15 protein-coding genes are annotated in these 15,005 nt (G+C 71.0%); 9 read left to right on the plus strand and 6 right to left on the minus strand.

What is annotated here, in order from left to right; translation table 11 throughout:
* Nucleotides 1–259 precede the first annotated feature (259 nt).
* Nucleotides 260–1,381 (minus strand): HNH endonuclease signature motif containing protein, encoded by a 1,122-nt coding sequence (locus EV186_RS23170; RefSeq protein WP_166659292.1) that lies wholly within the window; start codon nucleotides 1,379–1,381, stop codon nucleotides 260–262.
* A 320-nt stretch (nucleotides 1,382–1,701) separates the two neighbouring features.
* Between EV186_RS23170 and EV186_RS23175 the strand changes: the two genes are divergently transcribed.
* Complete coding sequence (locus tag EV186_RS23175; protein WP_133851512.1) at nucleotides 1,702–2,145, plus strand: hypothetical protein; 444 nt, start codon at nucleotides 1,702–1,704, stop codon at nucleotides 2,143–2,145.
* 72 nt (nucleotides 2,146–2,217) lie between these two features.
* On the opposite strand, the gene EV186_RS23180 is transcribed toward EV186_RS23175, so the two are convergent.
* Nucleotides 2,218–3,318 carry a branched-chain amino acid aminotransferase gene (locus EV186_RS23180; RefSeq protein WP_133851513.1) on the minus strand — a complete coding sequence of 367 codons (1,101 nt, stop codon included), beginning with the start codon at nucleotides 3,316–3,318 and terminating at the stop codon, nucleotides 2,218–2,220.
* A gap of 75 nt (nucleotides 3,319–3,393) precedes the next feature.
* Between EV186_RS23180 and EV186_RS23185 the strand changes: the two genes are divergently transcribed.
* Nucleotides 3,394–3,681 (plus strand): hypothetical protein, encoded by a 288-nt coding sequence (locus EV186_RS23185; protein WP_133851514.1) that lies wholly within the window; start codon nucleotides 3,394–3,396, stop codon nucleotides 3,679–3,681.
* On the opposite strand, the gene EV186_RS23190 is transcribed toward EV186_RS23185, so the two are convergent.
* Nucleotides 3,641–4,867, minus strand: a complete 1,227-nt coding sequence (locus tag EV186_RS23190; RefSeq protein WP_133851515.1) for a hypothetical protein — start codon at nucleotides 4,865–4,867, stop codon at nucleotides 3,641–3,643. The genes EV186_RS23185 and EV186_RS23190 overlap by 41 nt on opposite strands.
* Before the next feature lie 157 nt (nucleotides 4,868–5,024).
* On the opposite strand from EV186_RS23190, the gene EV186_RS23195 reads away from it, so the two are divergent.
* Both EV186_RS23195 and EV186_RS23200 read left to right on the plus strand, forming a co-directional pair.
* Nucleotides 5,025–6,506, plus strand: coding sequence for a leucyl aminopeptidase (locus tag EV186_RS23195; RefSeq protein ID WP_133851516.1), 1,482 nt, complete (start codon nucleotides 5,025–5,027; stop codon nucleotides 6,504–6,506).
* A gap of 1 nt (nucleotide 6,507) precedes the next feature.
* Nucleotides 6,508–6,870, plus strand: coding sequence for an antibiotic biosynthesis monooxygenase family protein (locus EV186_RS23200; protein ID WP_243754222.1), 363 nt, complete (start codon nucleotides 6,508–6,510; stop codon nucleotides 6,868–6,870).
* Between the two features lie 64 nt (nucleotides 6,871–6,934).
* Here the strand turns inward: EV186_RS23200 and EV186_RS23205 are convergent, their stop codons facing one another.
* Entirely contained in the window at nucleotides 6,935–7,267 is a 333-nt protein-coding gene (locus EV186_RS23205; RefSeq protein WP_133851517.1) for an oxidoreductase, read from the minus strand.
* Between the two features lie 146 nt (nucleotides 7,268–7,413).
* Here EV186_RS23205 and lpdA point away from each other — a divergent pair, with 146 nt between their 5' ends.
* From lpdA to lipB, 5 genes are all read left to right on the plus strand, one after another.
* The gene (gene lpdA / locus EV186_RS23210) at nucleotides 7,414–8,796 is read left to right on the plus strand and encodes a dihydrolipoyl dehydrogenase (RefSeq protein ID WP_133851518.1); all 1,383 of its coding nucleotides are present in this window, start codon (nucleotides 7,414–7,416) and stop codon (nucleotides 8,794–8,796) included.
* A 56-nt stretch (nucleotides 8,797–8,852) separates the two neighbouring features.
* Nucleotides 8,853–10,652, plus strand: coding sequence for a 2-oxoglutarate dehydrogenase, E2 component, dihydrolipoamide succinyltransferase (gene sucB / locus EV186_RS23215; protein ID WP_133851519.1), 1,800 nt, complete (start codon nucleotides 8,853–8,855; stop codon nucleotides 10,650–10,652).
* Nucleotides 10,653–10,760: 108 nt separating this feature from the next.
* Nucleotides 10,761–11,645, plus strand: coding sequence for a TIGR01777 family oxidoreductase (locus EV186_RS23220; protein ID WP_133851520.1), 885 nt, complete (start codon nucleotides 10,761–10,763; stop codon nucleotides 11,643–11,645).
* Nucleotides 11,642–12,280, plus strand: coding sequence for a phosphatase PAP2 family protein (locus EV186_RS23225; RefSeq protein WP_133851521.1), 639 nt, complete (start codon nucleotides 11,642–11,644; stop codon nucleotides 12,278–12,280). The genes EV186_RS23220 and EV186_RS23225 overlap by 4 nt, the downstream gene beginning before the upstream one ends.
* A complete protein-coding gene (lipB, locus tag EV186_RS23230; protein ID WP_133851522.1) occupies nucleotides 12,277–13,017 on the plus strand; it encodes a lipoyl(octanoyl) transferase LipB in 741 nt (246 codons plus the stop codon). Before EV186_RS23225 ends, lipB begins: the two co-directional genes overlap by 4 nt.
* Here lipB and EV186_RS23235 read toward each other — a convergent pair.
* Both EV186_RS23235 and EV186_RS23240 read right to left on the minus strand, forming a co-directional pair.
* Complete coding sequence (locus tag EV186_RS23235) at nucleotides 12,992–14,065, minus strand: hypothetical protein (protein WP_133851523.1); 1,074 nt, start codon at nucleotides 14,063–14,065, stop codon at nucleotides 12,992–12,994. The two genes, lipB and EV186_RS23235, sit on opposite strands and share 26 nt — an antisense overlap.
* Nucleotides 14,062–14,985 (minus strand): LLM class F420-dependent oxidoreductase, encoded by a 924-nt coding sequence (locus EV186_RS23240; protein ID WP_133851524.1) that lies wholly within the window; start codon nucleotides 14,983–14,985, stop codon nucleotides 14,062–14,064. Before EV186_RS23240 ends, EV186_RS23235 begins: the two co-directional genes overlap by 4 nt.
* Nucleotides 14,986–15,005 lie beyond the last annotated feature (20 nt).

Raw genomic sequence — 15,005 nt, forward strand, 5'->3', positions numbered from 1 at the left:
GTGGTGCCTGGGACTGGGTGGCTGACCCGGGTTGAAATGGTCGTTCCCGGTTGGTCTCATGTGGGTGGGGCTGCCGCGGGTGTTCGCCGCCGGTGGCTGGTTTGGCCTCAGGGCCGGGGGCGGCGAACACCCTTGCCACCGGTGGCCGGTGGTTGCGTGGCGTGGGTGGCCCGGTTGAGGGGTTGCGTTGCGAGGGCAGCCTGCCGCGAGCAGGGTGGTCCCGGCGGTGGCTGAGTTACAGGAATTTACGCGGCGTCTTTTATCCGGCGCGTTGCAGCCAGGGGGGTGGGGTGAATACCGGCAGCCCGTTATCCATATGCACCGTCCATTCGGTGTGATGGATCAACCGATGGTGATAAGGGCACACCAGTACCAGGTTATCCAATGTTGTTGATCCGCCGTCGGCCCAATGCTGAATGTGGTGGGCGTGACATTGGTGTGGTGTTCGTGCGCAGCCCGGTGCAGCGCAGCCCCCGTCGCGGATGGCGAGGGCTCTGCGCAATCGTTTATCGGCCAGGCGGCGAGTTTCGCCGATATCCAGCGGCTGAGATTTGCTGTTCAGCACGATGGGGATGAGTTTCGCCTCGCAGGCCACGCGGCGGGCCTGCTCCGGGGTCAGCGCGCGGGCATCGTCGAGGATGGCCCGACCGATCCTGGTTTGCAGGGTCTCCAAGGAGACCGTGACCGCGATGTGCGGGCGCTCGCCACCCTCAGCAGGAGCCTGGCCGGAGTCGGCAGCGAAGCCGATGATCTCCGCCAGGGCGTCACCCTGCCGCTCGCTCAGCGTCCGGTCATCCTGAGGCTGCGGCTTGGCCAGTGGGGAGAGCAGCGCGCGCAGCACGCTGGCGTCTTCGCCGCCGAAGCGGAACTGGCCTGACAGCGACCCATCGCGGTGTTCGTAGAGGTCCAGCGTGTTCTGCGCGTCGACCACCGTTCGTTCGATCGGCTTGGCACCGTCGGGGTTCAGAGCGTCGACGATGCGCTCGCCCAGGCGGATGAGCTGGGTCGGGTTGAACCTCCGCGCCAGGTCGGTCATGTCCGCTTCGACCTGTTCGGCGTGTTCGACGGGAACAAGCTGGACCGTGGTGGCGATCTTGTCGACATGCGCACCGGAGATCTCCCCGGCCGCCATCGCCGCCCGCGCGGCAGGCAGCCGCGGCGGGATCGGTTGTCCGGTGATCCCGATCTTTGGGCACAGCAGCTCAACGTGGTGTTCGAGGCGTTTCGCTTCGAGGGCGGTGACGTGCAGGACGTCCTGCAGGAACCGCCACAACTGCGGGTACCCGGACTCTTTCCACTCGAGGTGGGAAATGTCGTCGAGCAGCTTCAACTCCAGCCGCCGCATCTGCGCGACAGTCGAGTTAAGCTCCCCCAGCTCCATACCCCCATCATACCACAACAATCGGCCAAACGGCCTAGTTGAGAATGGTGGAATATTCCGGTTTCTCACGCAGCCCGGCCACCGTCGGGACCACCCGACAAACCGCAGGGAACGGCGCAACGAAACCATTCAACCCAGCCACCCAAGCAACGCAAACCACCGCCCCGTTGGCAAGGGTGTTCGCCGCCCCACCCCGAGACCAACCCAACCACCCGGCGGCAAACACCCGCGGCAGCCGCTCCTAATAGAAGGGCCACCCGTGGCCAGCGGGCCTCATTCCCGACCTGACCGCTGGCCCGAACGGGCTTACCCTGACCGGCGTGTACGAGCTGGAAGCCGTCATCGGTGAACCGCACGTGCTCGCGCGGGCCGGCGAGTGGGTGGCGCTGCCGCACGACCTTGCGCTGCTTCCTGTCACCGGGGACTGGCTGGCCAAGGTCGCCGAGGGCCCGCACACCTTCCGCCGCCCGGCGCCGGGGGTGCGCAAGCTCCTGGCCGGCTGCTCGATGGTCGCCCCGGTCGCCCACGTCGAGGCCGGGTTCTTCGGCGGCGACGGCGGGCAGGCCGCGCGCATCTACCGCGACGGCATCGTGGTGTACGAGGCCGACGTGCTCGAACTGACCGGACCACCCGGGGAATGGCCGATCAACCAGGCGCTCACGATGCTCGGCCTGGACCCGCGCCCGGGTGAGGACCTGTTCGACGAGCTGCACCTGGGCCGTCACCGGCACACCGAGGACTGGCTGGGCCCCCGCGAGCGATGACCCGCGGGGGCAACCAGCCCGCAGAGGCAACCAGAAGGTGCCGCCGAAAGCCATCCAGCCAAAAGACCAAGATCAGCCGAGGCGGGTCATCCAGCCGCGGGTGTCGGGGGTCAGGCCGCGCTGCAGGCTGGTCAGCGTGTCGCGCAGCTTCATCGTGACCTCGCCGGTCTCGCCGCCGCTGATGGAGAACTCGCCGTCGGCGTGCTTCACGTGGCCGACCGGCGTGATCACCGCGGCGGTGCCGCAGGCGAAGACCTCGGTCAGCTCGCCGCTGGCCGCCTTCTTCTCCCACTCGTCGGTGGAGATGCGGCGCTCCTCGACCTGGTACCCGAGGTCACGGGCCAGGGTCAGCAGCGAGTCACGCGTGATGCCGGGCAGCAGCGAACCGGACAGCTCGGGGGTCACGACACGGGCGTCGGCACCGGAGCCGAACACGAACGCGAGGTTCATGCCGCCCATCTCCTCCACCCAGCGGCGCTCCACGGCGTCGAGCCAAACCACCTGGTCACAGCCCTTTTCGGCGGCCTGCGCCTGCGCCACCAGCGACGCCGCGTAGTTGCCCGCGAACTTCGCCGCGCCGGTGCCGCCGGGGGCCGCGCGCACGTACTCGGTGGAGAGCCACACGCTCACCGGCTTGATCCCGCCCGGGAAGTACGAGCCAGCCGGCGACGCGATCAGCACGTACAGGTACTCGCTCGACGGCCGCACGCCGAGGCCGACCTCGGTGGCGAACATGAAGGGCCGGAAGTAGAGCGACTCCTCGTCCTCTTCGGGCACCCACCGGCCGTCGACGGCGATCAGCTCGCGCAGCGAACCGAGGAACAGCTCGTCCGGCAGCTCGGGCATCGCCATGCGCCGCGAGGACGCACGCATCCGCTCGGCGTTGGCCTCGGGCCGGAACGACTGGATCGAACCGTCGGGGTGGCGGTAGGCCTTGAGCCCTTCGAAGATGGCCTGCCCGTAGTGCAGGACCATGGCGGCCGGATCGAGCGGGATGTCGTGGTAGGGCTCGACCTTCGGGTCGTGCCAGCCCTGGGCCTTGCTCCAGCGCACTGTCACCATGTGATCGGTGAAGTACTGGCCGAAGCCGGGCCGTGCCACTACCTCCGCGACCCGCTCCGGGGTCGCCGGCGCTGGGTTGGGGATTCTGGTGAACGGCATGGGTGCGGTCATACCCAGCACGGTATCTCGCAACGACTCGGTCCGAAATCGACATGTCGCCCACCGGACGCCCTACGATGCGCAACTGTGACTGAGGCAGAGAACTCCGTATCGGCCGGCATCGGCTCGGATCTCAAGGTGGCGTCGGTCGCCGCCATGACCCCGTTCATCATGGGTGTCGCGATCCTGCTCGGCTGGGCGTGGCTGGACGTCTTCGGCGTGCTGCTGGGCATCGGCGGCGGCATCTGGTGGGCGGTGTGGTGGTACAAGCGCAACGACGACAAGTTCTTCCCGCGTGATGTGGCAGGCGGGCCTTACGCGATCACGATCGTCATCACCGTGGCGCTGCTGATATTCGCCCTCGCCACGCTGTGAGACCGGCCGACCCGGTGAGCAGCGCCGTGCCGAACACAAGCACGGCGACCACCGGGATCGGGTGGTCCAGCGCGGTCACCACGGACACCAGCACGGAGAAGCCGAGCCCGAAGCACGGCGCCCGCTTGGGCCAGAACCGGCGGGCGTCGGGCACGAGGCGGGCCGCGCTGTTGGTGAACGCCCAGCCGAGCACGCAGAGGCTGCCCGCGACCGCCATCGACGGCGCGAGCCAGCCCGGCCACCGGACCAGCACGGCGGTCAGCACGACGACCGCGCCGAGGACGGTGAGCCCGACCGGGCCGGCCGCGGTGCGCAGCCGATCCGGCAGCTCCTGACCCACCACCAGCTCCTCGACCATGGCGTTGAGCTCACGGAACAGGCCGTTGAGCACGACGACGGCCGCGATCGCGGCGCCGACCGCGAGCAGCTGACCGATCCCGGCGCCGTCGGCCGCGACGAGCGCGTCGCGCAGCGGTGCGCCGGAGAGCGCGAGCCGGGCGCCGCCGAGCTGGTGCAGCGCTCCGCCCGCGACGGCCAGGTAGATCCCGAGCAGCAGGACCATCAGCAGCGGCACGGCGACCAGGGGCACGGCGGGTCCGCGCCGCACGGACGCCGCACGCTCGGCGCCGAGGAACGCGAACACCGCGAACCCGGCCGCGTCGAGGATGCCGGTCCAGTCGTCCGCGCCGGCCACCCCGGCCGGCGTCGCGGTGCCGACCGGCGCGATCGCGAAGCAGGCAATCGCGACGATCGCGAGGACGAGCAGCACGACCGGTCCGGCGACCGCGACCAGGGTCCGCTGCGGAAGGCGGCGCCCGAGCAGCGCCGTGACCGCGCCGACCACCAGCACGACCAGCGCACCGGCCAGCGGCGCCGTGGGGGTCAGGTACCGGCCGGCCACGATGGCGACCACCGCGGCGGCGAGCACCCGGCCGCCGGTCATCGACACGGCGGCGATCCGGGCCGGCAGCACGCCGAGCTGGATGCGCAAGACGCCGAGCCCGTTGCTGCCGTGGTTGCGGGCGCCGAGTTCCGCGGCCGACGCGGCCGTGCACAACGCGGCGAGCATCGCGATCACGGCGCCGGCGAGCAACCACCAGCCCGCGGCGGCCGCGCCTGGTCCGATGCCGAACAGCAGCCCAGCCCCCACCGCGCCACCGAGACCGGTACGCAGAGCATCGAGCACGCCGGATCTTTCACCGGTCGAGGACCGCGCCACCCCAGTACGGTGACAGATCGATTACATCCCGCCAACTCGTCGATGCAGTGTCGTCACTCCTGGTGGAGGTCGTTAGCATGCGTCACCATCTGCCGGTCGTACCGTCCCCTACGAGGAGCGTTCAGTGACGTTGCCCAAAATGGCCCTGACCGATTCCGCCACCGCGACGGCCGACGCGGTGATCATTGGATTCACTCGACAGGGTGACGGGATCGCGCTCGCCGAAGGTGCCCAGGATGTCGCGGCCGCCTACGACGGCGACCTGCTCGCCGCCCTGGACGCGGTCGGCGCGAGCGGCAAGGCCGAAGAGGTCGTCAAGCTCCCCGCACCCAAGGGCCTCGCGGCGAAGGTCATCGTCGCCGTGGGCCTCGGTGACGCCGACGCCGTCACGCCCGAGCAGGTGCGCCGCTCCAGCGGCGCCGCGACCCGCACGTTGTCGGGCACCAAGCGCGCGCTGAACACGCTGGGTGCGATCGACCTGCAGGCCGCCGCGGAAGGCAGCGCGCTGGGCGCGTACGTGTTCACCGACTACAAGTCCGACAAGGGCGACGCCCCGCTCGGCCGGGTCGACGTGCTCTCCCCCGCCGACGGCGCCGCCAAGGACCACCGCGCCACGCTCAAGGCCGCGACGCTGATCGCCGAGGCGGTCGCCACCGCCCGCGACTTCATCAACACCCCGCCCAACGACCTCTACCCCGCCTCGTTCGCCGACCGCGCGGCCGCGCTGGGCCGGGCCGCGGGCCTGGACGTCGAGGTGCTCGACGAGAAGGCCCTGAAGAAGGCCGGCTTCGGCGGCATCCTGGGCGTCGGCGGCGGTTCGGCCCGCCCGCCGCGCCTGGTGCGCCTGTCCTACCGCGGTCCCAAGGCCCGCGCGAAGGTCGCGCTGGTCGGCAAGGGCATCACGTTCGACACCGGCGGCATCTCGATCAAGCCCGCGGCCAAGATGGACGAGATGACCTCGGACATGTCCGGCGCGGCCGCGGTCGTCGCCTCCGTCGTGCTCGCCGCGAAGCTGAAGTACCCGCTCGAGGTCACCGCGACCGTGCCGATGGCCGAGAACATGCCCGGTGGCGGCGCATACCGACCTGGTGACGTCCTGAGCATGTACGGCGGCAAGACCGTCGAGGTCCTCAACACCGACGCCGAGGGCCGGCTGATCCTGGCCGACGCCATCGTGCGCGCGAGCGAGGACGAGCCCGACTACCTGATCGAGACCTCGACGCTGACCGGCGCCCAGGTGGTGGCGCTGGGCAGCCGCACGGCCGGTGTCATGGGCTCCGACGACTTCCGCGACCGTGTGGCCGAGCTCGCCCGCGCCGCCGGTGAGGGCGGCTGGGCCATGCCGCTGCCGGAGGAACTGCGCGGCGACCTGGACTCCCGCCTGGCCGACCTGGCCAACGTCACCGGCCACCGCTGGGGCGGCATGCTGGTCGCGGGCCACTTCCTGAAGGAGTTCGTGCCGGACGGCCTCGACTGGGCGCACATCGACGTGGCCGGCCCGGCCTTCAACGGCGGTTCGCCGTGGGGCTACACCAGCAAGGGCGGCACAGGGGTGCCGGTGCGCACCATCGCCGCCGTGCTGGCCGACATCGCCGAAGCGGGCTGACGTGGCGTCCGAGGCGCTCCCGCCGGGCCCCGGCCTGGCGGGCACCCCGGAACCGCCGTACTACGCGGTGATCTTCAGCTCCCGGCTCGGTCCCGACGACGAGGGCTACCACGAGACCGCGCAGCGGATGGACGACCTGGTCCGCGAACAGCCCGGCTTCCTGGGCGCGGACTACGCACGGGGCGAGGACCGGGTGGGCATCACCGTCGCCTACTTCCAGGACGAGGAGTCCATCAAGAACTGGCGCGCGGACCTGGAGCACGCCCAGGCCCGGGCGCGCGGCCGTGGCCAGTGGTACGACGCGTTCCGGTTGCGGGTGGCCAAAGTGGAGCGCCAGTACGGCTTCACCCGCGACACGCCCTGAATGGCCCATCCCTGACGCTCAACGCCCCGAATGGGCCATTCAGGGCTTGCGGGCCACAGGAACCTCAGACCTCGCCGCGTTTCTGGCGCGCCGTGTAGTCGCGCATCCGCTGCGGATAGCCGACCTTGGTCACCTCGTACACCGGGATGCCGTTCTTGCGGCCGAAGTCGTAGGCCGCGTCCTCGTCGGCGACCCGGCGGCGGGTCCACTCGCCGTCGTGGGCGATCAAGACCACGGTGGTTTGAGTCACGGTGGTCCTCGGCTCGAGGAACGCTTCAACGCCCCGGCGCTGCCCGGCCCACTCCAGCAGGTGCGCGGTGTCCTGCTTGCTGGCCCCACGCAGCTGCCCCGGCCGGTTCCTGCGCCGCAGCGCGTCGAATATGCCCACGTCCTCCACCTCCGAGCGGTCTGCTCCGATGATGCCGCAACCGTCCCGGCGAGGTGCCGGGACGCGGCTGTCGGCAGGACAGACCTGCTCGCAAGCCTGCCCGAGGTAGTGACAAGATGATGTGAGCCAAGACGATGTCCTTACGAGGAGAACCCGTGACTGACACTTCCGCTGACCTTGTGATCCTGGGTGGCGGGTCGGGTGGCTACGCCTGCGCGTTCCGGGCAGCCGAACTGGGCCTGTCCGTGACCCTGGTGGAGAAGGGCAAGTTCGGCGGTACGTGCCTGCACCGCGGCTGCATCCCGACCAAGGCCCTGCTGCACGCCGCCGAGATCGCCGACGCCGCCCGCGAGGGTGACCAGTTCGGGGTGAAGTCCTCCTTCGAGGGCATCGACATGGGCGGGGTGAACTCCTACAAGGACACGATCGTGTCCGGCCTCTACAAGGGACTGCAGGGCCTGGCCAAGGCCAACAAGATCAACGTCGTGGAGGGCACCGGCACCTTCGTCGGGCCCAACGCGGTCGAAGTGGACGGAACCCGCTACACCGGCCGCAACGTGGTCCTCGCGTCCGGGTCCTACGCCCGATCGCTGCCCGGGCTGGAGATCGGCGGCCGGATCATCACCAGCGACCAGGCGCTGAACCTCGACTACGTGCCCGAGAAGGTCGTCGTGCTCGGCGGCGGCGTGATCGGCGTCGAGTTCGCGAGCGTGTGGCGTTCCTTCGGCGCCGAGGTGACCGTGGTCGAGGCGCTGCCCCGGCTGGTCCCCGCCGAGGACGAGTACGCCTCCAAGCAGCTCGAGCGCGCGTTCCGCAAGCGTGGCATCGCGTTCAAGACCGGGGTGAGGTTCACCGGGGCCACCCAGGACGACTCCTCGGTGTCGGTCACGCTGGAGTCCGGCGAGACCCTCGAGGCCGACCTGCTGCTCGTCGCCGTCGGCCGCGGCCCGAACACCGCGGGCATGGGCTACGAGGAAGCGGGCGTCACGATGGACCGCGGCTTCGTCCTCACCGACGAGCGGCTGCGCACCAACCTGCCGAACGTCTACGCCGTCGGCGACATCGTGCCCGGGCTGCAGCTGGCCCACCGCGGCTTCCAGCAGGGCATCTTCGTCGCCGAGGAGATCGCCGGGCTCGACCCGCGGGTGATCGACGAGGCGGGCATCCCCCGTGTCACCTACTGCAAGCCCGAGGTCGCCTCGGTCGGCCTCACCGAGGCGCAGGCCAAGGAACGCCACGGCGACGTGGAGACGCTGGTCTACGACCTCGCCGGCAACGGCAAGAGCAAGATCCTGAAGACGGCCGGCGGCGTGAAGGTGATCAAGGCCGGCGGCAAGGGTGAGGCCGGTCCCGTCGTCGGCATCACCATGGTGGGCGAGCGGGTCGGGGAGCTCATCGGCGAGGCGCAATTGATCTACAACTGGGAGGCGTTTCCCGAGGACGTCGCACCGCTGGTGCACGCCCACCCCACTCAGACCGAGGCGATCGGCGAGGCGTTCCTCGCCCTGGCCGGCAAGCCACTGCACGTGCACGGCTGACCGCATCACCTCGCCCAACCCGTCAGCCACGCACCACTCGAGGAGTCAGCGAACCCATGGCCTTCTCCGTCCAGATGCCCGCGCTTGGCGAGAGCGTCACCGAGGGCACCGTCACCCGGTGGCTCAAGCAGGTCGGCGACACCGTCGAGGTGGACGAGCCCTTGCTGGAGGTCTCCACCGACAAGGTGGACACCGAGATCCCGTCGCCCGCGGCGGGCGTGCTGCAGAAGATCACCGCCAACGAGGACGACACCGTCGAGGTCGGTGGCGAGCTCGCGGTGATCGGTGACAGCGCCGAGTCCGGTGGCGACTCCGGTGACTCCGGGCAGCAGGAGCAGCAGCCCCAGCAGCAGGAGGAGCCCCAGCAGGAGCAGCCTCAGGCGCAGGAGGAAGAGCCCGAGCAGCCGGCCCCCGCGCCGTCGCAGGACGCGCCGTCCGGCGGCAACGGCAAGGGCACCCCGGTGCCGATGCCCGCGCTGGGCGAGAGCGTCACCGAAGGCACCGTCACCCGCTGGCTCAAGCAGGTCGGCGACACCGTCGAGGTGGACGAGCCGCTGCTCGAGGTCTCCACGGACAAGGTCGACACCGAGATCCCGTCGCCGGTGGCGGGCACGCTGCTGGAGATCACCGCGGGCGAGGACTCGACCGTCGAGGTCGGCGGCCAGCTCGGCGTGATCGGTGACTCGGCCAGTGCGGCCCAGCAGGCGCCCAAGCAGCCCGAACCCCAGCAAGAAGCGCCCAAGCAGGCAGAGTCCAATCAGGAGGCCCCGAAGCAGGAGGCTCCCAAGCAGGAAGCGCCCAAGCAGCCGCAACCGCCCGCGCAGCAGGACCAGCAGCGCCAGGACGCGGCCCCGAAGCACGCCGAGCCCGAGCCGTCCAACAACGGCAGCGGCGACGGCAACGCCCCGTACGTGACCCCGCTGGTGCGCAAGCTGGCCGCGGAGAACGACATCGACCTGGCCTCGGTCAAGGGCACCGGCGTCGGCGGCCGCATCCGCAAGCAGGACGTGCTCGCCGCCGCCGAGGCCAAGAAAGCCCCGGCCCCGCAGCAGCAGGCGCCGGCCGCGGCGCAGGCCCCGGCGGCCCGCCAGTCGCAGTCCGCGCCGGTGCAGCCTTCGGCCGACGCGGCCAAGCTGCGTGGCACCACGCAGAAGATGACCCGGCTGCGCCAGACCGTGTCCAAGCGCATGGTCGAGTCGCTGCAGACCGCGGCGCAGCTGACCCAGGTGGTCGAGGTCGACGTGACCAAGATCGCCAAGCTGCGCAACAAGGTGAAGCGCAGCTTCGAGCAGACCGAGGGCGTGAAGCTCACGTTCCTGCCGTTCTTCGCCAAGGCGACGGTCGAGGCGCTCAAGCAGCACCCGAAGCTGAACGCCTCGATCAGCGAGGACGGCAAGGAGGTGACCTACCACGGTTCCGAGCACCTCGGCATCGCGGTGGACACCGACCGCGGCCTGCTCACCCCGGCCATCCACGACGCGGGTGACCTGTCCATCACCGGCCTGGCGCACAAGATCAACGACCTGGCCGAGCGGACGCGGGCGAACAAGGTCACCCCGGACGAGCTGTTCGGTGCCACGTTCAACCTGACCAACCTCGGCAGCCAGGGCGCGTTGTTCGACACGCCGATCCTGCAGCTGCCGCAGGTCGGCATCCTGGGTGTGGGCCTGGTCGTGAAGCGCCCGGTCGTCGTCACCAACGAGGACGGCGACGACACGATCGCCATCCGGTCGATGGTCTACCTCGCGCTGACCTACGACCACCGCCTCGTGGATGGCGCCGACGCCGGCCGCTTCCTCACCGCGGTCAAGAACCGCCTGCAGGAAGGCAACTTCGAGGCCGATCTCGGCCTGTAGGCAAACCCGCTCGTCACCGGGGGCACCCACGCGCCGCGTGGGTGCCCCCGGTGTCGTTCTGCTCACCCGAGCGTGCAGCCCGAACCGATGTCGGAGACGATCAAAACCATGCGAGTCCTCGTCGCCGGGTCGTCCGGCCTGATCGGCAGCGCGCTGGTGCCGCGGTTGCGCGCGTCCGGGCACGAGGTGCGCCGCCTTGTCCGCCGCGCCGCCCACGCCCCCGACGAGCACTCCTGGGACCCGCCCGCGGGCCGCATCGACGACGACGCGCTCGACGGTGTGGACGCGGTGGTGAACCTGTGCGGCGCCGGGCTCGGCGACCGCCGCTGGAGCCACGCGCGCAAGCAGGTGCTGCTGGACAGCCGCACCGAGCCCACCGAGGTGCTCGCGGCGGCCGTGGCCAAGCACGGCGTGCCGACGTTGGTGAACGGCTCGGCCGTCGGTTACTACGGCGACGCCGGCGACGAGCCCGTCTACGAGAGCCACGGGCCGGGCACTGGCTTCCTCGCGGAGCTGTGCCAGCGCTGGGAAGGCGCGACGCAGGCGGCCGCGGACGCCCGCGTGGTCCTGCTGCGCACGGGTCTGGTCCTGTCCCCGCACGGCGGCCTGCTCGGCAAGCTCAAGCCGCTGTTCTCGCTGATGCTGGGCGGGCGGCTCGGCAAGGGCACCCAGTACATGCCGTGGATCCACCTGGACGACCACGTCGCGGCCGTCACGCACCTCGTGGAGCACCAGGACGTCACCGGCCCGGTGAACCTGACTGCGCCGAAGCCGGTCACCAACGCGGAGTTCACCGCCGAGCTGAGCCGGGTGCTCGGCCGGCCCGCGCCGTGGGTCGCGCCCGCGTTCGCGCTGAAGTTCGTGCTCGGCGACCTGGCCGAGGAGGCGCTGCTGGGCGGCCAGCGCGCGATCCCGGCGGCACTGACCCGGGCGGGCTTCACGTTCCGCTTCGACAAGCTCGACACCGCACTGGCCGCGGCGACCGGAAGGTGAAGCAGGCGGCCTGGCTGCTGGGCATCGGCGCCGTCCTGGTCGCCGCGTTCCTGCTGCTGGGTGCGCTCGTGTCCGGCCCGCCCGATTGGCTCGACACCTCGGTCGCGCACGCGCTCGGCGGCGGCTGGGACGGCACGCCGGGCCGGGTGGCGTACGGCATCGACCTGGTTCTCGGTCCCGCGCTGCCGTTCGCGTTCTCCGCGCTGCTGATCGGCCTGATGGTGATCAACTGGCGGCGCCGGCGGCTCGCGACCGTGTGGCTGCTCACCCGCTGCTTCGCGCTGATGTGGTTGTGCCGCACGCTTTCCGGGTTCAAGTTCGTCTACCGCCGAGAGCGGCCGCGGCCCTACCCCGACTACGCGTACCCGAGCGGGCACGTGGTCTCCGTGACGTGCGTGGCCGTCACCGCGGTCGTGCTGTCGTCGTGGCTGCTGCCGAAACTCGTGCGCTGGGTCGTCGCGGTGTCGGCCGTCCTCGTGCTGGTGACGATGGTCAGTCGCGTGGTGCTCGACGTGCACTGGTGCACCGACGTGCTCGGCGCGGCGATCGGCGTGGTCGGGGTGGGGTTGCTCGGCGGGGTGGGGTTGCGGGTGCTGCCGGTGCGCAAGGGCGCTGGCGTAGCCTCGATCTCGTGACCGCAGCTGACCGCTCCTGCCGTGCCACCACCGAGCCCGTGGACGTGCGTGACCTCGGCACCATCGACTACCTGGCCGCGTGGGACCTGCAACGCGAACTGGTGAACCGGCGCGCCGACGAGCAAGGCCCGGACACGTTGCTGCTGCTGCAGCACCCGTCGGTCTACACCGCGGGCAAGCGCACCGAGCCCGAGGACCGCCCGCAGGACGGCACCCCGGTCATCGACGTGGACCGCGGCGGCAAGATCACCTGGCACGGTCCCGGCCAGCTGGTCGGCTACCCCATCGTCAAGCTCGACGACCCGATCGACGTCGTGCAGTACGTCCGGCGCATCGAGCAGGCCCTGATCCACGTGTGCGACCAGCTCGGCGTGGCCACCGGCCGGGTCGAGGGCCGCAGCGGCGTGTGGCTCGCCGCCGACGAGCAGCGGATCGAACGCAAGATCGCCGCCATCGGCATCCGCGTCCAGCGCGGCGTGACGATGCACGGCCTCGAGATCAACTGCAACGCCGACCTGGCCGCGTTCGAGCGGATCATCCCGTGTGGCATCCGGGACGCCGGCGTGACGTCGCTCTCCGCGGAACTGGGCCGCGACGTCACCGTCGACGAAGTCCGCCCCCTGGTCCAGGAAGCGGTGCTGGCCGCGCTCGAGGGCACGCTCCCGGTGACCGACCGGGACATCGAGCGCGTTCAGCCCAGCGCCGCCGGTGTCACCTTCGCCCTCCAGCAGCCCTGAACCGGACGTAGCCCAGCACCGGCCGCTGCGGGACCCCGACCGGCAACGTGAGCCCGGGCTTCGGCGTCCCCGCGACGTGCACGGTCCCCGTCATGCTGATCGCGACCAGCAGGTCGTAGTTGGCCCGCGGCAGCTCGAACGCCAGGACGTCACCGAACGGGGTGTGCAGGCGGCCGGTCGCGGTGACGTATCCACGCGGCGCCTGCCAGGGGTCCAGCTGCGCCGGGTATGCCGTCCACGGCGCCGCCGCGAGCTGGGCCGGCAGGCGCATGATCGCGCGCGCGGTCGGCATGGTCTTCGCCACGCTGACCACGCCGAGCGCCACCAGGCACACCCCGACGGGCACCAGGACCTCCGGCTCGCCCGTGACGAGCCCCGCGGCGATGAGCCCGATCCCGATCGCGGTGACCAGCGCAGGCCCGATGAGCACCATGGCGATCCGGCGGCGCGCGGTGGCCGCGACGCTCGCCGTGACCGGGTCGGCCGCCTCGGCGGTCCCGTCGTCGGGCGGTGGTTTCGCCGCTGCCGCAGGCATTTGCGCCACCGTGCGGGCCGGCACCGGCCAGCACGAGCCCGCAACGCGCAGGGCGAGCCAGCCCGACGGCCCCGGGCCGGCGACGTCCACGCCCCCGGTCAGCTCGATCGTCCGCAGCAGGGACGTCGTCACGCGCACGAACTGGACGCGACCGAGGCCGGCGAGCTCGAGCACCGCCCGCCGGTCCCAGGTCAGCACCTGTGCGGGTACCGGGCGCCACGGCTCGTTGGCCAGGACGACCTCCATCTCGGTGAGCCAGCGGCCCACCCGGACGAGCACGAAGGCCGACGCGGTGGTCATGGCCGCGGCCATCGCCACGAACGCGACGGCAAGCGCCACGTCGGTCGTGTCGTGCATCGACGTCCCCACCACGAACAACACCAGCCACACCGCGAAGATCAGCGGCCACAGCCACAAGCCCTTGCGCGCCGAGCGCACCCGGCGCCGGTAGATCCCGAACAGGGTCGCGGTGCCGGGGTCGGTCAACGCGGCGCCGGGCGCCTGCGTCGTCACAGCTGGGGTCGGACGTCGGCGGCGATCAGCTCCACCTGGTCCACATCGGACAGATCGAGCAACTGCAGGTACAGCCGCGAGATCCCGGTCCGTTCCCGCCACCGGCCGATGGTGTCGACGACCTCGGCCGGCGTGCCCGCGAGCCCGTTGGTGCGCAAGTCGTCCAGGCCGCGGCCGAGGAACTCGGCCCGGCGGCGCAACGACTTCTCGTCCTTGCCGACGCACACGACCAGCGCGGCCGAGCGGCGCAAGGGCGGCCGGTCGGCGGCCCGCTCGGCGTCGGCCCGCTCGAACTGCCGGGCCGCGGCCTCCATGCCCAGGAACGGGGTGTTCATCTCCGCCGCGTACCGCGCGGCCAGCGCGGGGGTGCGGGTGGCACCGGCGCCGCCGAGGATCACCGGCGGTCCGCCGTCCTGCACGGGTTTGGGCAACGCGGGCGAGTCGGCCACCTGGTAGTACTCGCCGTCGAAGGAGAACCGTTGCCCCTCCGGCGTTCCCCACAACCCGGTGATGATCGCCAGCTGTTCGGCGAACCGGTCGAAGCGTTCCTTGAGGCTGGGGAACGGGATGCCGTAGGCCGAGTGCTCGGCGGCGTACCAGCCGGTGCCGATGCCGAGTTCGACCCGGCCACCGGACATCTGGTCGACCTGCGCGACCGTGATCGCGAGCGGCCCGGGCAGCCGGAAGGTCGCGCTCGACATCAACGTGCCGAGCCGGATGCGCGAGGTCTCCCGCGCGAGCCCGGCCAGCGTCGTCCACGCGTCGGTGGGCCCGGGCATGCCGTCGCCTGCGCCCATGGACAGGTAGTGGTCGGACCGGAAGAACGCGTCGTAGCCGGCGTCCTCGGCGCACCGCGCGACCCGGAGCAAGTCGTCGTAGTGCGCACCCTGCTGGGGTTCGGTGAAGATTCGCAAGTCCACGGGGGTCAACCTAGACCCAG

It is taken from the genome of Labedaea rhizosphaerae (assembly GCF_004362825.1).
Classification (GTDB): Bacteria; Actinomycetota; Actinomycetes; order Mycobacteriales; family Pseudonocardiaceae; genus Labedaea; species Labedaea rhizosphaerae.

Excerpts from the sequence above, each read along its gene's own strand:
- EV186_RS23220 (WP_133851520.1), top strand. The coding sequence starts at position 10,761 with ATGCGAGTCCTCGTCGCCGGGTCGTCCGGCCTGATCGGCAGCGCGCTG.
- EV186_RS23180 (WP_133851513.1), bottom strand. The coding sequence starts at position 3,318 with ATGACCGCACCCATGCCGTTCACCAGAATCCCCAACCCAGCGCCGGCG.
- sucB (WP_133851519.1), top strand. The coding sequence starts at position 8,853 with ATGGCCTTCTCCGTCCAGATGCCCGCGCTTGGCGAGAGCGTCACCGAG.
- EV186_RS23170 (WP_166659292.1), bottom strand. The coding sequence starts at position 1,381 with ATGGAGCTGGGGGAGCTTAACTCGACTGTCGCGCAGATGCGGCGGCTG.